The sequence below is a fragment of the Fischerella sp. PCC 9605 genome (assembly GCF_000517105.1).
In the GTDB taxonomy this organism is placed as follows: domain Bacteria; phylum Cyanobacteriota; class Cyanobacteriia; order Cyanobacteriales; family Nostocaceae; genus PCC9605.
Genome location: NZ_KI912151.1, coordinates 49336 through 69548 on the forward strand (window position 1 = coordinate 49336; position 20213 = coordinate 69548).

Here is a 20213-nt window from a genome sequence, read left to right on the forward strand (position 1 = left end):
TTTGTTCTTAAAATTTGTACCTCATTCACTTGCAATCTGCTGTAAGAATAGCACTTACTTAAGGTTTTTATGGAGCTAACTGGGGATTGCTAGCGTGTCGAGGTTTGGTCATGGGAGGATATGATTTGAGTCGGCTCCAAGTCTCATAATCTTTGTTTAGTACAGACTTGCAGACTTTTTTAGCCTATTCTCTCGCATGTAGCGATCGCTTAAGTAAGTGCCATTCCCTATTAGGGATTGAAACCTTACTAACAAACCCAAATCTTAACAGAAATACTCTTTTATTCTTAGGTCTTAGTGGTTCAAAAATTATCTTTTTCACCACAAAGACACAAATGTGTAAGCAGCCTCTAACAATTTTTGAGTAGCTACAAACTATTCTGATAATTATTATTAATTCATCAAAATGCTGAGTAAGTATTTCTTAGTGCTTGTTCTATCGAACCAACCCTATTGAAATCCCGGATGAGTTGATGAGCTTTTGTTTCCCGCTTGTTGAGCATAACTTTCAGCGGTGCGAGCAAATTCACATCTGGATCTTCCCCAAGAGCAACTTCAGCAGCTTGCAAAACTTGTGAGGCGATCGCAAAAATATCTTGGTTGTCAAACCCTTGTTGTGCGGAAAGTTGGTGCTTGGCTGTGTCTGGTACTGTTGCTCTACCAGGTAGTGATTCATCTAAAACCAGACCCTTTAATAAAGCCAGCAATGCAGCATAAATAGAAAAATCATCACAACTATCGAATGCTTTAAATTCAATCCGACCCACTTCCGCGGGAATGCGTGCTATTTTTGTCAATGAAGGCGCAGCCTGAATTAGTTGTTCTGATTTTTCTACAAATACCATCGCTGCTGGTCTTTGACCTGTTCTAATAAATGTCCTCACTGATAGTCCTTCCCACAAACCGCCTTGGTAAAAAGGAGAACTATAACTAAAAGGAACGATATAGGAACTGTAATAAGTCAGCTTTTTGCCAATCTCAATTACACGTTCATAAGGTAAACCTGCTACAGAAATATTCAAATCTGGGCCATAGGTCAACATGGGAATATTGGCAGTTTGTTTTTCCGGAGAAGTCCGCCTCCTTTTAATTTCATAATCATTTAATGGAGGTTCAGGCTTAAAAACTGCATGGTAAGGATTACAACTTATCAAAGCCGGAGAAAAGCCAAATTTGGCAGCGATTTCTTGCAGCAAGTAAAAACTTTCTGTAAGTTCAGTAATAGTACTTTGAATATCAGAGTTGATTGTGGTTCTGATTTCTATACCTTTAGGAACGCATTCGATCACTTTTTCTGAATCCGCAAATCTTTCAAATCCCTCTATATACCACCTTTTCTTTTTAATACCAGCGTCGCCAATGCGTAATTGAGGATAGTCATTGGGATAGGTCGGTAGCTGTTCAATAATTTGATTAAAATCAGCAAATTTGATGCTGGAAAAATCTGCGAACTTTCCTTCAGGAGTCAGAAAAGCAACTTCATGCTCGATGCCAAAATAAAACATTATTTAGACCTTTATCGAATTATTTATTAATTAAAAATCAACCTAATTTAACTAATGCTAAGCGATAGGTATTTCGCAAGGGAGGAATGTATGAGAACAACAAGCGATTTAACAAGGAAAAACGTTTTAAATATTTAGCTGGTAAATCTCTAAACGTACAAATCTCCATGATTTGATAACGGGAGTCCCAATCTTTCAATTTGCGAATATCTGAGATACTCCAATCAAAGTTTGCCGAAGTATGTTTGAGTACATCATGTCGTTTTTGATTCTTGACTAACAGCGGTGATATCGAATCAAAAGCAAACAAAGAACCGGGAAACTCTCGCAAAAGATTAGCAAACAACTGTTTAACTTGATGTTCGTTAAGAAACATCAGCACGCCTTCCGCTACAAACATGCAGGACTGTGTGCCAGCAGCTTTAACGCACTCAAACCAATCTGTATCCAGACAAGAAGCTGTGATAAATTGACGTCGTTCTGTTTCAGCAAAAAACTGCTTTCGCAATGCCATCACATCTGGTAAATCTAAATCAAACCAACGTACTTTACCGTTATCTACTCGTTCAAAGCGCGTGTTTAGTCCTGTACCAATATCGACAACCGAACCTTGGGGGTGTTTTTGAAGGTAAGCGCGTACCCAATTGTCGATGAGCATTCCTCGCAAACAAGCGCCTATTTGAGAGTTATTTGCAGTAGCGAACTTATCAAAATCGTAATCAATCGCTTCTAGAATCTCAGCCGATTTCGGGTCTACTATGATGGGGTCGGCTTGCTTGATTTCAGCAGCCCTAGCCCAGAGGGGAATTAATAGTGTTTCTTGAACCACACCAAGGTTAACTTTAGTTTTAGTCATGATATCCTTTGCTTGGAACTTTAATTAAAAAAATTCTCAGTAATTTTAGCATAAGAAAAATAAAGAAGAAGCTAGGAGGCAGAATAAGTGAGATTTTTCATGTGTCGTGGGATGGGTAGCCACTCATCAGCTACTTAAAATGTTTGCTAACAAAGGCAACATTACAAGAATTCAACACAGGCTAGTATGGACTTGGGAAAAGCTAGAGGCGTGAGTTTATGACAAGTGCTGTTCAATCTCCCTACAGCAGTGAACAAGTTGCCGCTTGGCTGCGGGGATTACTGACTATTGCTTGGGCAGATGGTGATTTTGATGACCAAGAAAAAGATTTAATTGCTAGTATCACTAAGGATGAACTGGCTCTAGGAACAAGCTTGGAATCATTAGATGTGATTGAACCAGAGGAATTAGCAGCTGTCTTAGGCAAAGGCACACCAGCAGCGGAAAATTTCTTACGTACTGCTGTTATGGTGGCGATCGCCGACGGTACTTATTCCAAAAGCGAAGACTACCTATTGCATCAGTTGTGCAAAGCTTTGGGAGAGCCAGACAATTTACTAGAAGCTCTGCGCCATACCCTAGAATACCATCCGCCAGAGCAGGTACAACAACAGGTACAGACTCCATTAGTTATCGCACCCACAAAGCCTCAACTTGACGCACTACACCCAGTGCGCGAATGGCTGGATGGACTAGACATCGAAGATCCCAGAGTTGCCCGCTTTTTGTGCAAAATGATTCCCTCCCAATGTCCATTTGAACGGGATGTCAAGCTGTTTGGGCAAAAGATTGTTCACATCCCACCTTTATGTAAACTCAACCCGCTTTATGAACAACTCGTAGGTTTGCGCTTCCGCGCCCTCTCCTATCTGGCAGATGAATGTGGTGAGGATGTTTCAGAATATATTTAGTTAGTGGTTAGTGGTGAGCTAGCGCGGTCTTGGGGAGGCAGTGCGGTCTTGGGGGTTCCCCCCATGAGCACCTGCCGTGGTTCCCCCCATGAGCGACTAGCGTAGACGCCCATCAGGGCGGCTTCTCGTAGAGTACCCGAAGGGTTAATGGTTAGTAGGGAATGGAGTAATAAGGAATGGGAAATAAAAATAACAATTACCAATTACCAACAACTAAACTACTAACTACTAACTACTAACTACTAACTAAGTCTATGCAATTTATCGATCAAGCAGAAATTGAAGTAGAAGCAGGTAAGGGAGGCGATGGTATTGTCGCTTTCCGGCGGGAGAAGTATGTGCCAGCAGGTGGCCCCTCTGGTGGAAATGGGGGAAAAGGCGGTTCTGTGTTATTACGTGCGGTGGAAAACCTGCAAACTCTGCTCGATTTCAGATACAACCATCGATTTAAGGCAGAAAACGGTGGGCGTGGCGGGCCGAATAACCGCACTGGGGCAAATGGAAAGGATTTGATTATTGAGGTTCCCTGCGGCACAGTTGTCTATGATGCTCAAACAGGGGAATTAATAGGGGATTTGGTAGAACCTGAGCAAACTTTAACGATCGCCAAAGGTGGCAAAGGTGGATTGGGCAACCAGCATTTTTTGAGTAACCGCAACCGCGCCCCCGAATATGCCTTGCCAGGACTACCAGGAGAAATTAAACAGCTGCGTCTGGAGTTAAAACTCTTGGCAGAAGTGGGGATTATTGGGCTGCCAAATGCTGGAAAATCAACATTGATTTCGGCTTTATCGGCAGCACGTCCGAAAATTGCTGACTATCCCTTTACAACTCTCGTGCCAAATTTGGGTGTGGTACGCAAACCGAGTGGTGATGGCACAGTTTTTGCTGATATTCCTGGACTAATAGAAGGTGCTTCCCAAGGGGCAGGCTTGGGGCATGATTTCTTGCGCCACATTGAACGCACGCGAGTCCTACTGCATTTGATTGATGCCACTAGTGATGATGTGATCGCAGATTACAATACAATTCAACAAGAATTGCAGGCTTACGGGCGGGGATTGTCAGAACGTCCCCAAGTTTTAGCGCTAAACAAGATTGATGCAGTCGATAGGGAAAGCGTAGATTTAGAAGCACTAGCAACAACACTCAATCATCTTTCTCATGCTCAGGTATTCTTAATTTCAGCTGTTACGGGTACTGGTTTAGAGTTAATGTTGCAAGAACTTTGGTCAATACTCGATCAACTTGATGCTAAAGATGAACAGTTGGTCAATAGTCAATAGTCAACAGTCAACAGTCAAAAGTCTTTTCACTATTGACCATTGACTGTTGACTAATGACCATGTTGATTTGCTGTTAAAGTTTGCAGCCACCCTCAGCACAGTATGCTGAGTGATATGTACTAGAACGCTTGCCAAACAAGCTGTAGCGATGATCGCGGATTTGTTCATAAACTCTATCACCTACCCATTTCACTCCAGGCAAGGCACGATAAGCATCTACGAAAACATTACCCAATGGTAATAATCGCCCAATTTCTTCGGCGGCTGCACTGCCTTGCCAGCGTCGATCTGGCGCGTTGGCATCAATCAAAATCATACCCAACTGGCAATCTTGCGGTGTGATTCCCCATTTTTGTAGTGTTTGCTCATCTTGCATCGGAATGTAGCGAAACAAGTTTCCTTGGTCTAGGGTTTCTAGCAATTGCACTAGGGTAACGCAAAGATTACAGTTTCCGTCGTAGATGACGTAGTAATTCATGGCAATAGCGGTTGTCTATGCAAAAATTAGTGTATATTACTATTTGTAAACCTAATTATTAGGTTACTAAACGTCAATAAAAATAAATATAAGGGTCTTTAGTTGTTGTTTGTTCGTTATGAGCAACCACTGAGCGTGAAAAGTTAACCTTATCTTAAATACAGTATGGGCTAATATCTCAAACCCTATTGTTTGTTTCCGAGGCGATAACAATGGCAGAAGAGAAGATCTTAACTATTGATTTTGCTGAAGAAGACGCTTATGCAGAAATTCTGCCGCGATCGCCCCTAATGTCAAGTTACAAAGCCAAATGGGACGGTATCCGGCTAGATTATCATCAACAGCCCGGTCATAGTACTCCAGAACATAGTCCCAAGCAGCATGTTATTAGTATTAGCCTTGAGGAGCGCCCCGTCAAAGTAGAAAGAGTATTAAATGGACATCTCCACCATGAGTGCATTAACTATGGTGATATTACCGTGGTTCCGGCGAATAGTTATCATAAGTTGCATTGGGATCTGGAAGCAAAATTTTTACTCGTGAGTTTAGATGCAGAACTGTTTACCCGTGTCGGTTACGACTCAATAGATTTGCAAAATTACGAAGTTCTGCCACAATTAGCTTCTGCCGATCCTCTAATTCAGCATATAGGGCTAGCGCTCAAATCAGAGCTAGAGTCTGATGGTATGGGTAGTCGTATTTATATCGAATCTTTGGCGACTACCCTTTGCATTCACTTGCTCAAGAACTATTCTACATCTTTGGCAAAAATTTCTACATATTCTGACGGTCTTTCTCGCATCCAGTTGCGAAAAGCGATTGAGTATATTAACGAGAACCTCGAACAAGATTTGACACTTGCTGAAATCGCTGCGGCTGTGGGAATGAGTATGTATCATTTCTCGCGCCTTTTTAAACAGTCAACTGGTTTGTCACCTCACCAATACGTGATGAATTGCAGAATTGAAAAAGCAAAAAAATTATTAGTTCTAAGTGAGGAAACAATTAATCAAATTTGCCAGCAGGTAGGTTTTCAAAATCAGAGCCATTTTACAAGTGTTTTTCGCAGACTCATAGGTATAACGCCAAAAGTTTACAGAGAACAGGTCAAAATTTAGCAAGAGAAAGGAGAGATAAGTAAGATGGGGTGATGGGGTGATGGGGTGATGGGAAGAAGAGTCAAGTTTTATATTCTCCCCACCTCCGGTTCTCCCCCTCTCCCACTCTCAAGAACTCTCCCTTGTCTCACCCATAAAGACAATTTCTGAATACTGAATCGGTGTTCTAGTCGTCTGCTGCTCTAGTTTCAATTGGCGGACGTTTAATTTCTCCCTCACTGTAACCTAGTTCGTACATACTAGCAGCTTGAGAATCTTGTTCTGGTGGCACTTTGGGTTGTCCAGCCCAAGCATCAGATTTTCCTAAGTTAAACCAATCTTCATCAGTCATCCTAGAGCCGAATGTGTTCTGCGTTGTTTTGTTCATAAAAACCTCGCGGGAACGTCGAAAAACCGTGCATGGACGGCACGGTAGGAGACGGACGCGGGGATTTATTCCCCGTGACAATCAACCTAGTTGATACTTAATTATTTAATGTTACTCATCTAAAAGGGGCTGGTAAAGCAAGAATGTGATATTTTTGGCAAGAAAAGGCAAGACAAAAGTATAGAAGTTAGCTAAACTCATCCTCAGTAAATGAGAAAGCGGTGATGAGATACAAACTCTTGGGTAAAAGCGGGTTGCGAGTCTCTGAACTTTGCTTGAGAACCATGACCTTTGGTGAAGAGTGGGGTTGGGGAGCATCCCAAGACGAAAGCCGAAAAGTCTTTGATGCTTTCGTAGAAGCGGGCGGAAACTTTATCGATACTGCCAATGGTTACACAGATGGCTCTAGTGAAAAAATTGTCGGTGAGTTCATCGCCTCGGAACGGGAACGCTTTGTAGTTGCTACTAAATACTCGTTTCCTTTGCAGATGAACAACCACTCAGGCAATCCCAATGGCAGTGGTAATCATCGCAAAAACATGATGCAGTCGCTCGAAGGCAGTTTGAAACGCCTCAATACAGACTACATAGATTTATTCTGGTTGCACGCTTGGGACTATATGACGCCTGTTGAGGAAATCATGCGTGCTTTCGATGATATGGTGCATCAAGGCAAAGTATTATATATTGGTATTTCTGATGCACCTGCCTGGATAGTTTCCCAAGCGAATACTTTAGCGCAGAGTTACGGCTGGACGCCGTTTGTAGCGCTACAAATTGAGTATAATTTGCTTCAGCGAACACCAGAACGAGAGTTGCTACCGATGGCAAAAGCCTTCGACTTGGCAGTATTGCCGTGGTCTCCTTTGGGTGGTGGTGTGCTAACGGGTAAATACAACCGGCAAAGTCAGGGAAATGGCCAAGAACAAGGGCGACTCTCAACTACAGGGGGAGGAACTATTTCGGAACGCGCTTTAGCGATCGCAGAAGTTGTTACCCAAGTTGCCCAAGAAATTGGACGTTCACCTTCACAAGTAGCACTTGCTTGGTTACGCGCTCAAAGCGGCGTGATTATCCCAATCATCGGTGCACGTAAGGTATCGCAGATTAAAGATAATTTAGCCTGCGTTGATATCACTCTCTCGCCAGAACATCTGCAACGCCTGAACAAAGTCAGTCAAATTGAGCTGGGTTTCCCTCATGACTTCTTGCAGAATGATGTAATGCGCGATCGCCTCTTCGGTGGTACATTCAACCTCATAGACAATCATCATGCTTATGGATAGTGGTTAGTGGTTAGTGGTTAGTGATTAGTGGTTAGTGGTTAGTGGTTAGTGGGAAGAACCAACAACTAACTATCAATCCTACCTACTAACTACTATCTACTATCTACTATTTACTAACATTTTGCTTAGAATGCAATTATTTTATAGCGCCAAGAGAAAAATACCATCTATCGTCAGAGAGTTTCGTAAAGCAAAGCAATATCTGTAAACTCGTCTTGTCGAGCCAAAAAGAGAAAGAGAGTGACAACCATGAGCAAAAACGACCTGTCATCACGTCTTTATCCCAGCCGCATTGATATTCCTGCTGATGCACGCACCAAAATTGTTGAACTGATCAACCAAACTCTAGCAGCTACAACGGATCTAAAAACTCAGACAAAGCAGGCGCACTGGAATGTCAAAGGAACCGATTTCTACCAACTGCACGAATTGTTTGATGAAATCGCAGATGAGTTAGAAGAGTTCATTGATATGTTTGCGGAAAGAATTACCGCTTTGGGTGGCTATGCTTGCGGTACAGTTCGCATGGCAGCAGCCAGTTCTATATTGCCAGAATATCCTACTGATATTTTGGATGGTATGGAACACGTTACAGCTTTGGCAGAGCGTTTTGCACCTTACGCCAAGCATATCAGACAAGCGATCGATACAACTGATAACTTAGGCGATGCTGATACCGCAGACCTTTACACCGAAGTCTCTCGCACCATTGATAAACGACTCTGGTTCTTAGAAGCTCATTTGCAAGCAGCAGCACTCAAGCCAGGAAATGGTACCGCAGCAACCAAAACTCCAGAGAAAGCTGGCGTTAAATAACTAAGACAATTTAGTTGAAATCTCAGCAAATTGGTAATGCGTAATATAGTTAGTGGTTAGTAGTTAGTAGTTAGTGGTTGATGGTTGGTTGTTTGTTGTTAGTTGGAAAGACTGGCAACAAATAACTAACTACTAACAAATTCTGTAGGGTGCGTTATGGCAAGCCTAACGCACCATTATTTTATATATACTTCCTTGACTGTAAGTTAATGTAACAGCATCAAAAGAACAGTATCTTTTTGGTAACTACCTTACTTTTAAGTATCTACTTTTCATTTCCAAGTCATATAATCTAATATTGAGATAGGTAAAAACCAGGGTAAAAATAAATAACATTTTTGCTATTTAACAATATGATTGAACCCTGGTTTCACACATACAATAGTTTGACTTGTTAGCAATACATCTGATTCAAATTGCTAACAACTGCTGCAAGACCGCTGCACTTTGCTAAGAAGCTTGATTTAGGCATTTCTAAAACTACATAAACAATGAGGATTCACGTATGTTTTCAAATGCTAAAACTCATCTAATTCACGATAGAAACGCACGTGGTCGCACTCAAACAGGCTGGCTTGATAGCTACCATACATTTTCCTTCGGTAGCTTTTACGATCCTAACCGCATGGGATTTCGTTCTTTGCGTGTAATTAACGATGATCGCGTTGTTCCTGGTGCTGGTTTTGCTACCCACGGTCATAAAGACATGGAAATTTTCACCTACGTGCTGGAAGGTGCGTTAGAGCATAAAGACAGCTTGGGTAATGGGTCAATAATTCGTCCAGGGGAAGCACAAATCATGAGTGCTGGAACTGGGATTTTACACAGCGAATTTAATCCTTCTCAAACAGAACCAGTCCACTTCTTGCAAATATGGATTCTTCCCGATCAGCAAGGACTGCAACCCAGGTATGACCAAAAAGCTTTCCCCATTGAAGAAAGGCGTGGTCAATTACGTTTAATTGCTGCTAAAGATGGGCGTGATGGGGCTGTGAAAGTTTTTCAAGATGTTGATTTATACACATCTATTTTGGAACCTGGTAATGTTGTTAATTATCATCTCCAACCAAATCGTTATGGTTGGTTGCAAATTGCTCAAGGTGTAGCCAATTTGAACGGTGAAGAACTTAGATCAGGTGATGGTGTGCAAATGAATGGCGAAGAAAAACTTGAAATCAGCACTGATGTTGGTGCAGAAATCTTGTTGTTTGATTTAGGTTGATGTGGCTGGGATTAGATCCCTCCAACCCCCCTTTTTAAGGCTTGTCATTACCAACATTTCTAAAGTGGCTGTGTAATGAAATCAGCAGCCCAACACATATCTTGTAATCTCAACCAACCTCGCCATAAGGTCTGCCCGGTTGGCAGACCACCAGATTTACGCCCAAATTTCCCCTTCACTGTCTGTTCTCAATAGTTCTGGCAGAGGTTCTACATCCGGCGTTGTGATTGTCGTTGCTACGCAACCAAGGTATTTGTCCTGCTAGTCCCAAGATTTGTGGATTACCTGGTATTGGTGCTACTGCTAAACAACTATGTAGCATAATTCTTCGACCTTTACCGTCACCGATGTGACCTAAGCCCTAGACTTGCCGAGAATGTGTGTAATCAAGCTCTGATGTATCTTGGATACAGCATTCGCTGTTATGTTATTGTTTGTCGCTTTGTCTAGGGTCGCCGTGATGTGAGGCTCAACTAATGCTTGATGTTTAACATCTTCTTGGGCAAATCATCGATATGCGCACGAATTTCATCCACCCTTACATCAATCCGGTAGACTCGCCTGTGGGTTAGCCGCTATAGCTGCTCTGCTCCAACAGCGATTCGCTCTTTGTGTGCGACTACTATCCCCTCACTCAGCATCTCCCCATTGTTCAACTGCCCAAGTCTGGAGGTCTGTGAAATTTTCCAACTTCATACTCTGACTCTAATACACCCCTACTTCACTTTAAAAGATGTTGGTAATGACAAGCCTTAAAAGGTAGGGGTTCTCACCCTCCCGTGATACCTTGATAGCTAATTGAAACTTCGTTCGCGGCTATTCCTTTTGCTGAGCAATAAACATTTGCACAAACTTGCGAGCATCGGTCTGTGTTCGCTGCGTCCAGTGATAGACAAAAACTGCTTGCCAGTCAGCTTCCAAAAACTCACGCAACAGCAAGCGTTCTGTTTGGAGCATCATAATTAATTTTTACAAGGTTGTCCGTTGGGGGTAGCGTCGGGATAGAAGGTAACGATCGCTTTTTCTTTCCTAACAAAAACAGTAGAGAAAGTTTTTCCTGTCTCCCAATCCCGTACATTATAAATACATGCTCCCTCAGTATTTCCTTGGAGTTTAAAGATTTTAGTTGCATCTAAAAGCATTTCTTGGGCGTTGCTAAGGTAGCCGTAGCCTTTAATCACATCTGTGACTTTACGGTTCCCCTGGTTAATCACCACACCCATTGTATAAATTACACCAGGAACCACTTCTTCCCGGGCTTGATTATTCTCAAGGCGTCCGCCAATGCCTTGATTTTGCAGTTGCAAGTATCTACCGTAAAAATGCAAACCGCCTATGTCATTTTCGTTATATATTTCGCCACAAAAGATGTGTTCAAACCCCTGTCGTTTAAACCAAATATTAGTTAAATCTTGCAAAAATTCTGATTTTGTCTTTCTACCCGGACGCAGTTCACCGCCAGTCACTGTTTGCAGTTTGTCTAGGACATCTGGATAGTAAGATAAAAGCCGCTGAAATTGATTGGGACTAACTCTTGTACCGATAGAACCACAAATATTTAAAACTGCTTGGTCAAAAGCATTTAGCTTTGGTGGAGGTGGTGAGATGTCTAGCTGCTGTCCTGGTGGGAAACCAACAGGAACAGGGTTGTCTTCACGATCAAAAAAGGGCAGAAGTTTGTTATCTTGCTGTTGAGCAGCCACTGGACTGTGCAACCAAAGTGGAACAGCAACCAGCGAAATAAACAATCCTATTGTTAACCACATTAAGTTAATTTTAATCTCTTGGTAGTCTTTTTCATCTGGCGCCATTTTTGTTGTAGTCTTTGCAAGTTAGGAGCATGACCACCATAACGCCAGCTGACATAGGCTTGACAAATTTCATCTATTACCTTAGCCGTTGCAGTCGCATGATGCTGATATGAAATTTTGCCATACTCTAGGGGTGTTTGTGCCGGATGTTTGCCCAAACCTTTTTGGGATGTCCATTGCAGCATTTGTTGATAAAGACTTTCCATCGGTGGTAATTTCCTCAAAGCAAAGCGATCGCGCCACTCTCGCCACCTATCCCAGCCTAGCCAACTTAAGAAAGCTATTGCTGTCGCCAAGATTAAGCCTGTTAAAACACCCAACCAACCTTGAAAGAATAAAGATAAAAACCAAGAAAAAGCCTTGCTAATCCAGGCGAATATAGCCCCAAATACATTATTAAGTAAACCTGTCACCGGAGAGGGCAACCAGCCAGCAACCCAATTCCAAAACTGCTGTAGTGTGCTAAAAGTTTGATTCTCTTCTATAGAGGGGGGTATGAGGGGATGATTGGGAATAGGGTCAAAGGCGAACCAGCCATATTTAGGAAAATACACTTCTGTCATCGCATAGGCGTCAGTGTTGCGAACAACGTACATTCCCGTAAACGGATTAAACTCTCCAGGTGCAAACCCAGCCACCAACCGTGCGGGAATGCCAATGGAACGCAGCATTACTGTTAACACTGTGGAGAAATGATCTGGGTAGCCTCCTTTGTGCTTAAACAAGAAAGCCTTTACCAAGTCTTCCTTTTCATCCAAATAAGGCAGTTTGAGGGGATTTTCTGGAATTGTGTAGTTTTGCTTCAGATACTGAGCTAGGTAGAGAACCTTTTCATAGGTTGAGTCCAGTGATTTATTTGACTTCCCGACTCTTTCTTGATTGTAGTTAGCTAGGATTTCTTCGGTTCGTTTGCGTACTTTTTCGGCTATTTCAGGAGGAATTTGCAGATAGTAATTTTTAATACTTGGTGGATATTTAGTAGAGGCTTTTCCTAATAAAGTCCGATCGCGGTAGGGAACTTCGGAAATAACTGTGTAGGTCATGCCTTCCGATAATTCCACAGGCGATCGCAATCCGTCTTCAGCATCGACGGCTAGCATCGGTGTCGGAAAGTAAATCTCCTTGGGAGATGCCATTGCTGGAATTAAATTGGGCAAATCCGACACCACTGTATAAGTTTGCACAATCTCTTTGGTTTGAGCAGCGCTGACTGGGGGGTCAAGAAAAATTTGATAAGACCAAGGCGATCGCTTGATGCGTTTTACTTGCTCGTTACGTGAAATCTCCCATCCCTTTCCGGTGTAGCGGTCAAATCCCAGCACTCGCCAGAAACCTAAAGCTTGCGATCGCACCCGCATTACTACCTTGGGTGTCATCTCTCCCCGCAGGTTTTGGTTCATCTGGCTGTTAAAACCGTAATAAAAACTATTATCTTGCTTTCCTGGTTTGCCTGCTTGGCTGTCTGTTGTACCGCCGCTGACATCGCCTTGATTTTGAGTATCACCTCGGCGGACATAACCAGGATTGACAATTTGACGCCCTGTAAAATCGCCTTTGATTTCAATGGGAGAACTGACTGGAAACATCCGCAACTGATAGCCAGGAAGGCGGGGTAAAAGGGCAAAAATCGCCAGTCCCAGCCCAACAATCATCAAAAAATTAAAAATTAAAAATTTCCAATTCAAAACAACAGAGGAATTCCCCTGTTTAAATTTTTCATTCTGAATTTTAACCTGCTCCAGGCCGAGTCGGGAACGATAATCTAGGACTAAAGTAGGCAGGGCGATCGCTAAAAATAACAACAGCAGTGGGGCAAACGCTAAAGTTTGACTCAGCGTAGCCGCCACACCCAGCAAAATCAATCCAATCAGGGTTGAATAACCCAAGTCCTTGCGACGGGGTATATCAAAGCAATGCAACACCTGGAGTTGAATTAATAATTCCGCCAAAGCCAGTCGCGTATCATTCAACTCTCCCAGCAATCGCCCTAAGAAAGCACCCAGTGCTATTAACATTCCTATGGCGATGCAAAATTTAACTGAGATATTGCGATCGCGGCGACGGTAATAACTCCAAATAGAGCCTACTATTGAAAGCGGTACTGCCCAGAAACTGAAGCTAGTTTCAGCTGCAATATCCGTCGCCACAATGCCCACAACCACCAACGCTAGCACTAACACCCGCAAGGTAATTGAATCTTCTTCCACTTCTTTTACAGGCGACTGGAGCAAATCTTGCCGCCAGTCATGACCTAAAGGTAGACGCCAAAGCCAACTCATCCTGGAAAACTTAAACATTACAAATCAAAAGCAGCGGATAGGTATACAAGCAAAGCAATTATGTAGACGCCACTGACACAATGCGAGTGAGGTCAACCAACCTCCCTCGCATCACAATTTTCCTCCTCACTGCAGCTGTCCGTAGACGCCCTAATAACCGCTTTTTAAAAGATTGGCTCGGTTTCAAAACCAGGATGATATTCATTTCATAACAAGGGCTATTATCAAGATTCGAGTGCTAGCGAGAGCTAACTTTTAAGTCATTTTGTGGGAATAATCACAAATAACAACGGCTGTTGGTCTATTTGTTTCAACTCAATTGTCAAGGTGTAAGCCTCGTTCAGCTGTGTGCAGCACAGTTCTACACTCAAGCTTCCTGGACCTGAAGACTCTGCCCTTGCTTGAGAATCACTTCCTTGGAGCTTAATCACCCCTTTTGAAGGTAAGTGACCTTGAATTCGCAGTTTCGCCACCTGACCTTGAGATTGGTAAGCTACCTTCAGGTTCAGGACGCCAACACTAGTAAGCCATTGTCTTTCTAACAATGGATTTGTAGTCGAAATAGGCAGAGTTAAACTTTCTAGCAGTTGTTTAGCCGCCAGCAATGACAATGCCATTTGTTGCCGTGGTTGTAAATCTGAATAATCGCTATCCAGATTTGGCATTGCCTCGAGAGCATCTACAGATCTGTAGGGGCTCATTAACACACATCCTGCTAGGTCGTTCAACACCTGAGATTCGTTAGGGAAAAAGCTCTCCACAGCCTGAACCAATTTTGGCCCTAAAGGCAAAGAGGATGTTATCAGTGCTTGACATTTGTCAAGCAATTGCCGGAAAATTTTCTCCGGTAGGAGCATCGGCAAGTTCAGCTTAGACTGCTGTGCCGCCCACCCCCAGGTAGGAACTAGCCCCATTGCAGGCTCGTCTGCGCACTCGGGATAATCCACTAATTGTGTTTCCCAAGGGAATAATGGTGGGTGGTCTTCAATTTGTACTTGTAACCGACGCTTAAGGACGGCTTGGAAACGTTCTTGCACAGTAGGAATTTCTCCCAATAGAAAGGTTTGGGGCTTGAATCCCGACTCCCGATCGCTACCTGTGAACGCAGTCAGATCTGGGAGAAAGTTCTCTGCCCCGTTATTGTCCTCACATTCGAGTTGCATAGACTCTCCAGGATTGGCTGGTTCTGCCAACAACCGAGAGAGTAACTGGTTTTGTAAGGATCCTGAGTCACTATTCATGAGTGGCAGCACTTGATCCGGACACTAGAGAGTTACGAATCTCCCAAGCTTGTTCAAGAATTTTAAACCAGCGTTTTTGAAGTTGTGCCATAGACAGACCTAAAGTTTTAGCGATTTTTTCATCGGTTTGCCCCTGTTGCTTTAGTTCTAATAAAGACCGCTGCTTTTCGTCAAGCTGTTCGGTGTATGACTGCCATTGCTGGGGAGTTAAGCCCAGGTTGGTTTGCAAATCTGCTTCCAACCATTCGTGAACTAGTTCCCAACGATGCAACAAAGCGAACCGAATTAAATGATACTTGAAGCGCTGCTGTAAGTAATCCCTCTGGCGAGGGGTTAAGCCCAAAATTGATTCGATTTCCTGAGCCGATAAATCTTGGAGGCGCAGAGCAAAGTAATCAGCGCAATCTGTCTGTTGCCGTTCTTCTAAATAATTCATTAATTCCGCAATTACAACCGAACGCAGCGTGTCTTCTTGGGGTTCTGGTTCTGCTTGTGTCGCCATCGCACTTCGCAATTGCTGCACTGCTGGATCTTCCCAAGAACCATCAGCTTCGTTACCACTACCTTCTGCGGCCTGTTCTATGTCCACACAAGTTTCCGGGGGCTGCTGTTGCGAAAAGGTTTGTGCTCGAAGAATAATTAACTGCTGCTGACGCCCTGGTAGAGGAATCCGCCGTTTGCCATAGCGCTCGGTAAATGCCATGTACTCTGCTAATTCCAGCAGCGTTTTCGGACGATAAGATGGTTCTAGTTGGTTTTCTCGCCGGAAAGCGTTTAAAGCTTCTAGATAAAAACTTTGTAGGAAATCTTCAATGACAGTCAATCGCCCTTGATAGCTCAATTGTCTTTGCGGTGGATTAATGTAGCGATAAATAATTGCGCTCAAGGTACTATGTAATTCGACCCTACCTCGATTTGAACCTAATTGGTAGTACCTCAAACACTGTTGCTGGCGATGCTTCGCTAGGGTCATTGCCGAATTTTCTATAGAACCGGAAGCTTGAATACGTTTACTCTCATTGCAAATCCGGTAAACCTCGGCAGAAATTCGCATTGCGACGTCGCGGCAATTCTGGTCGGATGCCTTGGTTGACTGCTGAAGTTCCTGGAAAAGGAATGGAAATATCGCCTCCACGCCGATAGAACACTCTCCCCGAATAATTGTGGTTGCGGCTGATTTCATAAGTCTCGTGTTTTAACTGACCCTAACATACATATTTACAACCTGTATGACTGCGGGTATTGGGTTAGGAGTTTTGCGTATAAGCTAAACGCAGGACAGTCCTGCCCTGAGGATTTGGCTGAATTTATTATTCCCAATTCTTGTTTGATTGTTCGCACAACCATTTGCAGTTATAGCCAATACCAAGAAGCAGATTACAGGTGATTATGGATTTAGAAGCACAAATTCAATTGCTGATTGACAATGCACCCAAAGATGGTATTACACCAAAATTAGTTGCAGCAATTGCCCCTGCCCTCAGTGCGATCGCTCAAAAGTTAGGTCATCCCCAGTACTATATTCTCCAAAACTTGGATGAGAACTGGATTTTAACTACATTGAGCAATCGTGGAAATCCACCAGTAGAAAAGCAGGTAATTTATGCTTTTCCTACCATACAGGATATTTCCACCTCTTATAGTGCTGGGTTTGACCCTCAAGTAATAGCTGCCCCCATGCCTGTCACCCATATTTTGTTTCAGTTACTGGCATTAGAACCCGTAGATAGTATAGTGTTTTTTGACACTGATGGCACTAACACGCAAGAAATTGAAATCAAGCGAAGTGACTTGCAAAGTTTAGTTCAACAGGTTTTGCAACAAAATCGACCCAAAGGTCAAGTGCCCCCTGATATTGCCTGAGAGGCGCTGAGGTTAGGGACTAGAAGCGCTTAGGCTAGGGGCTAGTGTAAAAATATCCACTAATCCCTAATCTTAAAATTTCTAATCCCCAGTCCCTAGCCCCCAGTCCTTAGTATCTAATAAAGTCGGCTCAAAGTATAATCAGCAATCTTAATTAATGCTTGGCGTGATTCTGATGGCGGGAGAACAGCAAGCTGCTCAACTGCCAACTTAGCATGTTGAGCAGCTAAATCTCGCGCTCTTTGGATACCTTGGCTATCATTAATCAGCGCTATTGCTTGCTCTAAATCACCTTCTTGGGCAAACTTTCGTTCAATCATTACTTCCAAGTATGGTTTTTCTTCTAAGGCAAATAACACTGGTGCTGTCAAATTACCACTTTTGAGATCTGAGCCTGCGGGCTTACCCAAAGTATCTGTCGAACTGGTGAAGTCTAAAATATCATCGACAATCTGAAACGCTAAACCTAGATTGCGACCATAATTATAAAAATGTTCGGCAGTTTCTTTAGAAACTTCACTGATTACCCCTGCGGCTTTGGAACTGTTGGCAATGATTGAAGCACTTTTGTAATAACTCTTTTTTAAGTAAGTTTCTATCGAAATACTTGTATCAAAGTGATTTATTGCCTGCTGTGTCTCCCCAACAGCGTAATCCATAATCACCTCTGACAGCAGTTTCACGACCTCCAAATTGTCCAGATTGGCTAGATACCAGGAAGCTTGAGCAAAGAAAAAATCACCTGCTAATACAGCAACTTTGTTACCAAACAAACTGTGAACTGTAGGTACCCCACGTCGCATCTCTGATTCGTCTATCACATCGTCGTGTACCAAGCTTGCTGTGTGAATCAATTCTGTGATTTCCGCTAGGCGGCGGTGACGTGGTGTAATGTCTTTATCGAGCATTGTTGCCCGCGATATCAGTAAAACAATTGCTGGTCTGATACGTTTACCCCCAGCTCCGAATAGATGTTCGGCTGCTGCATACAAGATGGGATGGTGATTCCCAACTAGCTGTTTGAGGTTCTCTGCTAGTATTTGCAGGTCTGCTTCCACAGGGGAAAATAGAGAGGTAGCTGGGGTCATGGATTGGCGGACTCTGGCTTAGGTTACGAAAGTTTACATATCCTATACTCATTTTAAGATAACCCAGAATCAGCGCAAAGTTTTCGTTAGAAAGTTCCTTATTTTCAAGGCTTAAAAATAAAAGATACTAGTCTGTTTTTAAGCAGTACTAAATTTATACGATATAATTTATACATATATACTTCGGCAAACGTTAAATTTATCTGGCAAAAAACCAGTTTTTAATAAAAAATTAATTTTTTTACTATAATCTACTATGTAAACCTGACAACAGGTATAAATTAATTTCTTACTTATTACCAATAACTTATTACACATTAGTTATTTCTCAGATAAAGAAAAATTGCCTAATTCGCTTAACTGTATTAATTTAGAAATTTTGCAATTTAGCAGAAAAGTAGCCTGAAAAATCAGGGTTGTTGTGTTACGCTAAAATATAAGGATTTTAAATTTTTCCGATCTTCACTTCTAGATAAGGTAAATACAGTTAAGTATTTATACTTAATTAGTAGTGAATCTAAAATTAGTTGTCGCAGATGAAACTATGAAAGTTATTTCATAGGTTACAGATGCGTTATACGCACTTCTTGGTTAGGAGTTACATGTTTCCCTTGAGGAAGCAAAGTGGTCACATATCTTCAGCGCTATTTGCGCGTCAGTGTTGCTCCTGCCAAACAGAGGTACGTGTCAAGTAAGGCAGACTGGGTAGACTGCTGAAGCAGTAGTTAAATCTCCTGTTGGTTATTTAACTGCTGTGATAGGTGTGGTCTGCAAAAAATCATATCAAAACATAGTGTATTGAGCGGAGAGAACGAGAGTTCTACCGTTAGTTTGGCATGTAATGTAGAAGCCGCCAAGTGAGTACTTGCCTGGCTGAATACCTGCTAATTGTATTGAATTTATATTTCCTTGATAAAGGCACTGGTAGCAAAAATGATTTACGGGAAGATGCCTATGATGATTTTTATTTTAGCTTCTGGATATTTGTTCACAATTTATCTACTATTAGCACTGGCAAAGCGAACAGGAAACAAAACTACTTCTACTAGTGTTTCTTCAGCTGTTGCAGGAAAGCACCCACAGGATATATCGGTTACACCGAATGTAACTGAAGCCAGTAGTTTACGCTAGTGGAGAGTCAATAGTCAAGAGTCCATAGTCATTAGTTTATAAACTATTGACTATGGACTCTTGATCGTTAACTAATTACTAGAAACAACAGTGTTGGGGAAGCATACTACCTCAACCATTGGGGTACAACCCAGCCATTGTGCTGAGGATTGACCAAACTGTTGTGGGCAACCACTCACAACAAAGCGGGTTGGCAAAGCAGGGTAGGTATTTTTTAAGCCTAGTAGATCTAACTCTTTTGCACAAGCAGCCGCTACATGAACTGCTGGATCTACCAGCTTTAGAGAAGCGGGGATAAGCGATCGCAACACAGGAGCTAGGTGGGGATAATGAGTACAGCCATAGACTAAAGTGTCTATTTCTTGTTGTAGTAAAGGCTCTAAATAAGAACGCGCCACCTCTGTAGTGTAGGGGTCGTGAATGCGATTTTGCTCAATTAGCGGTACAAATTCCGGACAGCCTACCTGCCAAACTTGAGCTTCTGGATCTGCTTCGATAATAGCATGTCTATAAGCATTGCTCTTAGCAGTTGCTGGGGTAGCAATGACACCTATGCGCTTTCCATGCTGCACTGCTGCCATTGCTCCTGGTAAAATCAGTCCGAGAATTGGCATCTCAAATTCCTCGCGTACTATTTCTAATGCGAGGGCAGAACTAGTATTGCAAGCCATAATTACCATTTTCACCTGCTGCTGTTGCATCCAGGTGAGGATTTCTCGAACAAACTGGAGAATTTCTGCTTGTGAGCGAATGCCATAGGGAAGCCGAGCTGTATCCCCAAAGTAGATAATTGATTCATTAGGCAGTTGCCGATAGAGTTGTCGCAGTACCGTCAACCCACCCACACCACTATCAAAAATGCCAATTGGCGCACGTTGAGGTTCTTGAGAAAAATCGCAAAGATTGCCTTCAAATATAGACACAGACAAATTTTGAATTTAGAGTTTTGATTTAA

Annotated in this window: 20 protein-coding genes; 8 read left to right on the forward strand and 12 right to left on the reverse strand. The window is 42.7% G+C overall.

The window, feature by feature from the left end:
- Positions 1-401 precede the first annotated feature (401 nt).
- On the reverse strand, positions 402-1505 hold the full coding sequence (locus tag FIS9605_RS0125225) for a hypothetical protein (RefSeq protein ID WP_026735061.1): 1104 nt from the start codon (positions 1503-1505) through the stop codon (positions 402-404).
- A gap of 37 nt (positions 1506-1542) precedes the next feature.
- Positions 1543-2361, reverse strand: coding sequence for a class I SAM-dependent methyltransferase (locus tag FIS9605_RS0125230; protein ID WP_026735062.1), 819 nt, complete (start codon positions 2359-2361; stop codon positions 1543-1545).
- Between the two features lie 218 nt (positions 2362-2579).
- On the opposite strand from FIS9605_RS0125230, the gene FIS9605_RS0125235 reads away from it, so the two are divergent.
- Positions 2580-3272: a Mo-dependent nitrogenase C-terminal domain-containing protein gene (locus FIS9605_RS0125235; protein WP_026735063.1), complete on the forward strand. Its 693-nt coding sequence runs from the start codon at positions 2580-2582 to the stop codon at positions 3270-3272.
- 254 nt (positions 3273-3526) lie between these two features.
- Positions 3527-4558, forward strand: a complete 1032-nt coding sequence (gene obgE / locus FIS9605_RS0125240) for a GTPase ObgE (protein WP_026735064.1) — start codon at positions 3527-3529, stop codon at positions 4556-4558.
- A gap of 73 nt (positions 4559-4631) precedes the next feature.
- On the opposite strand, the gene FIS9605_RS0125245 is transcribed toward obgE, so the two are convergent.
- Complete coding sequence (locus tag FIS9605_RS0125245) at positions 4632-5036, reverse strand: thiol-disulfide oxidoreductase DCC family protein (protein WP_026735065.1); 405 nt, start codon at positions 5034-5036, stop codon at positions 4632-4634.
- A gap of 212 nt (positions 5037-5248) precedes the next feature.
- Here FIS9605_RS0125245 and FIS9605_RS0125250 point away from each other — a divergent pair, with 212 nt between their 5' ends.
- Positions 5249-6154, forward strand: coding sequence for an AraC family transcriptional regulator (locus FIS9605_RS0125250; RefSeq protein ID WP_026735066.1), 906 nt, complete (start codon positions 5249-5251; stop codon positions 6152-6154).
- A gap of 166 nt (positions 6155-6320) precedes the next feature.
- Here FIS9605_RS0125250 and FIS9605_RS0125255 read toward each other — a convergent pair whose 3' ends face one another.
- Complete coding sequence (locus tag FIS9605_RS0125255; protein WP_026735067.1) at positions 6321-6521, reverse strand: hypothetical protein; 201 nt, start codon at positions 6519-6521, stop codon at positions 6321-6323.
- 224 nt (positions 6522-6745) lie between these two features.
- On the opposite strand from FIS9605_RS0125255, the gene FIS9605_RS0125260 reads away from it, so the two are divergent.
- From FIS9605_RS0125260 to FIS9605_RS0125270, 3 genes are all read left to right on the forward strand, one after another.
- Positions 6746-7807, forward strand: a complete 1062-nt coding sequence (locus FIS9605_RS0125260; protein ID WP_026735068.1) for an aldo/keto reductase — start codon at positions 6746-6748, stop codon at positions 7805-7807.
- Between the two features lie 249 nt (positions 7808-8056).
- Entirely contained in the window at positions 8057-8623 is a 567-nt protein-coding gene (gene dps / locus FIS9605_RS0125265; RefSeq protein WP_026735069.1) for a DNA starvation/stationary phase protection protein Dps, read from the forward strand.
- Between the two features lie 505 nt (positions 8624-9128).
- A complete protein-coding gene (locus FIS9605_RS0125270; protein WP_026735070.1) occupies positions 9129-9845 on the forward strand; it encodes a pirin family protein in 717 nt (238 codons plus the stop codon).
- A gap of 175 nt (positions 9846-10020) precedes the next feature.
- Here the strand turns inward: FIS9605_RS0125270 and FIS9605_RS43070 are convergent, their stop codons facing one another.
- The 6 genes from FIS9605_RS43070 to hetZ form a co-directional block, all read right to left on the reverse strand.
- Complete coding sequence (locus FIS9605_RS43070; protein WP_155960533.1) at positions 10021-10167, reverse strand: hypothetical protein; 147 nt, start codon at positions 10165-10167, stop codon at positions 10021-10023.
- Between the two features lie 494 nt (positions 10168-10661).
- Entirely contained in the window at positions 10662-10805 is a 144-nt protein-coding gene (locus FIS9605_RS43075; protein WP_155960534.1) for a hypothetical protein, read from the reverse strand.
- Positions 10806-10807: 2 nt separating this feature from the next.
- The gene (locus FIS9605_RS0125280; protein ID WP_026735071.1) at positions 10808-11611 is read right to left on the reverse strand and encodes an EndoU domain-containing protein; all 804 of its coding nucleotides are present in this window, start codon (positions 11609-11611) and stop codon (positions 10808-10810) included.
- Positions 11611-13935 (reverse strand): transglutaminase TgpA family protein, encoded by a 2325-nt coding sequence (locus FIS9605_RS0125285; protein WP_026735072.1) that lies wholly within the window; start codon positions 13933-13935, stop codon positions 11611-11613. Before FIS9605_RS0125285 ends, FIS9605_RS0125280 begins: the two co-directional genes overlap by 1 nt.
- A 260-nt stretch (positions 13936-14195) precedes the next feature.
- Positions 14196-15176 carry a hypothetical protein gene (locus tag FIS9605_RS0125290; RefSeq protein WP_026735073.1) on the reverse strand — a complete coding sequence of 327 codons (981 nt, stop codon included), beginning with the start codon at positions 15174-15176 and terminating at the stop codon, positions 14196-14198.
- A complete protein-coding gene (gene hetZ / locus FIS9605_RS0125295; RefSeq protein ID WP_026735074.1) occupies positions 15169-16359 on the reverse strand; it encodes a heterocyst differentiation protein HetZ in 1191 nt (396 codons plus the stop codon). The genes FIS9605_RS0125290 and hetZ overlap by 8 nt, the downstream gene beginning before the upstream one ends.
- Before the next feature lie 206 nt (positions 16360-16565).
- On the opposite strand from hetZ, the gene FIS9605_RS0125300 reads away from it, so the two are divergent.
- On the forward strand, positions 16566-17039 hold the full coding sequence (locus tag FIS9605_RS0125300) for a hypothetical protein (RefSeq protein WP_026735075.1): 474 nt from the start codon (positions 16566-16568) through the stop codon (positions 17037-17039).
- A gap of 116 nt (positions 17040-17155) precedes the next feature.
- On the opposite strand, the gene sds is transcribed toward FIS9605_RS0125300, so the two are convergent.
- Entirely contained in the window at positions 17156-18127 is a 972-nt protein-coding gene (sds, locus tag FIS9605_RS0125305) for a solanesyl diphosphate synthase (RefSeq protein WP_026735076.1), read from the reverse strand.
- Positions 18128-19060: 933 nt separating this feature from the next.
- On the opposite strand from sds, the gene FIS9605_RS41265 reads away from it, so the two are divergent.
- Positions 19061-19258 (forward strand): hypothetical protein, encoded by a 198-nt coding sequence (locus FIS9605_RS41265; RefSeq protein ID WP_026735077.1) that lies wholly within the window; start codon positions 19061-19063, stop codon positions 19256-19258.
- Positions 19259-19329: 71 nt separating this feature from the next.
- Here the strand turns inward: FIS9605_RS41265 and murI are convergent, their stop codons facing one another.
- Entirely contained in the window at positions 19330-20187 is an 858-nt protein-coding gene (gene murI / locus FIS9605_RS0125315; RefSeq protein WP_035140227.1) for a glutamate racemase, read from the reverse strand.
- Positions 20188-20213: the final 26 nt, after the last annotated feature.

What these genes read in the sequence shown, in the direction of transcription:
- sds (WP_026735076.1), bottom strand. Translation starts at nt 18,127, where the DNA reads ATGACCCCAGCTACCTCTCTATTTTCCCCTGTGGAAGCAGACCTGCAA.
- FIS9605_RS0125270 (WP_026735070.1), top strand. Translation starts at nt 9,129, where the DNA reads ATGTTTTCAAATGCTAAAACTCATCTAATTCACGATAGAAACGCACGT.
- FIS9605_RS0125300 (WP_026735075.1), top strand. Translation starts at nt 16,566, where the DNA reads ATGGATTTAGAAGCACAAATTCAATTGCTGATTGACAATGCACCCAAA.
- FIS9605_RS41265 (WP_026735077.1), top strand. Translation starts at nt 19,061, where the DNA reads ATGATTTACGGGAAGATGCCTATGATGATTTTTATTTTAGCTTCTGGA.
- FIS9605_RS0125290 (WP_026735073.1), bottom strand. Translation starts at nt 15,176, where the DNA reads ATGAATAGTGACTCAGGATCCTTACAAAACCAGTTACTCTCTCGGTTG.
- FIS9605_RS0125225 (WP_026735061.1), bottom strand. Translation starts at nt 1,505, where the DNA reads ATGTTTTATTTTGGCATCGAGCATGAAGTTGCTTTTCTGACTCCTGAA.
- FIS9605_RS0125245 (WP_026735065.1), bottom strand. Translation starts at nt 5,036, where the DNA reads ATGAATTACTACGTCATCTACGACGGAAACTGTAATCTTTGCGTTACC.
- FIS9605_RS0125255 (WP_026735067.1), bottom strand. Translation starts at nt 6,521, where the DNA reads ATGAACAAAACAACGCAGAACACATTCGGCTCTAGGATGACTGATGAA.
- FIS9605_RS43075 (WP_155960534.1), bottom strand. Translation starts at nt 10,805, where the DNA reads ATGATGCTCCAAACAGAACGCTTGCTGTTGCGTGAGTTTTTGGAAGCT.
- dps (WP_026735069.1), top strand. Translation starts at nt 8,057, where the DNA reads ATGAGCAAAAACGACCTGTCATCACGTCTTTATCCCAGCCGCATTGAT.
- FIS9605_RS0125285 (WP_026735072.1), bottom strand. Translation starts at nt 13,935, where the DNA reads ATGAGTTGGCTTTGGCGTCTACCTTTAGGTCATGACTGGCGGCAAGAT.
- FIS9605_RS0125280 (WP_026735071.1), bottom strand. Translation starts at nt 11,611, where the DNA reads ATGTGGTTAACAATAGGATTGTTTATTTCGCTGGTTGCTGTTCCACTT.
- FIS9605_RS43070 (WP_155960533.1), bottom strand. Translation starts at nt 10,167, where the DNA reads ATGCTACATAGTTGTTTAGCAGTAGCACCAATACCAGGTAATCCACAA.
- obgE (WP_026735064.1), top strand. Translation starts at nt 3,527, where the DNA reads ATGCAATTTATCGATCAAGCAGAAATTGAAGTAGAAGCAGGTAAGGGA.
- hetZ (WP_026735074.1), bottom strand. Translation starts at nt 16,359, where the DNA reads ATGAAATCAGCCGCAACCACAATTATTCGGGGAGAGTGTTCTATCGGC.
- FIS9605_RS0125250 (WP_026735066.1), top strand. Translation starts at nt 5,249, where the DNA reads ATGGCAGAAGAGAAGATCTTAACTATTGATTTTGCTGAAGAAGACGCT.
- FIS9605_RS0125235 (WP_026735063.1), top strand. Translation starts at nt 2,580, where the DNA reads ATGACAAGTGCTGTTCAATCTCCCTACAGCAGTGAACAAGTTGCCGCT.
- FIS9605_RS0125260 (WP_026735068.1), top strand. Translation starts at nt 6,746, where the DNA reads ATGAGATACAAACTCTTGGGTAAAAGCGGGTTGCGAGTCTCTGAACTT.
- FIS9605_RS0125230 (WP_026735062.1), bottom strand. Translation starts at nt 2,361, where the DNA reads ATGACTAAAACTAAAGTTAACCTTGGTGTGGTTCAAGAAACACTATTA.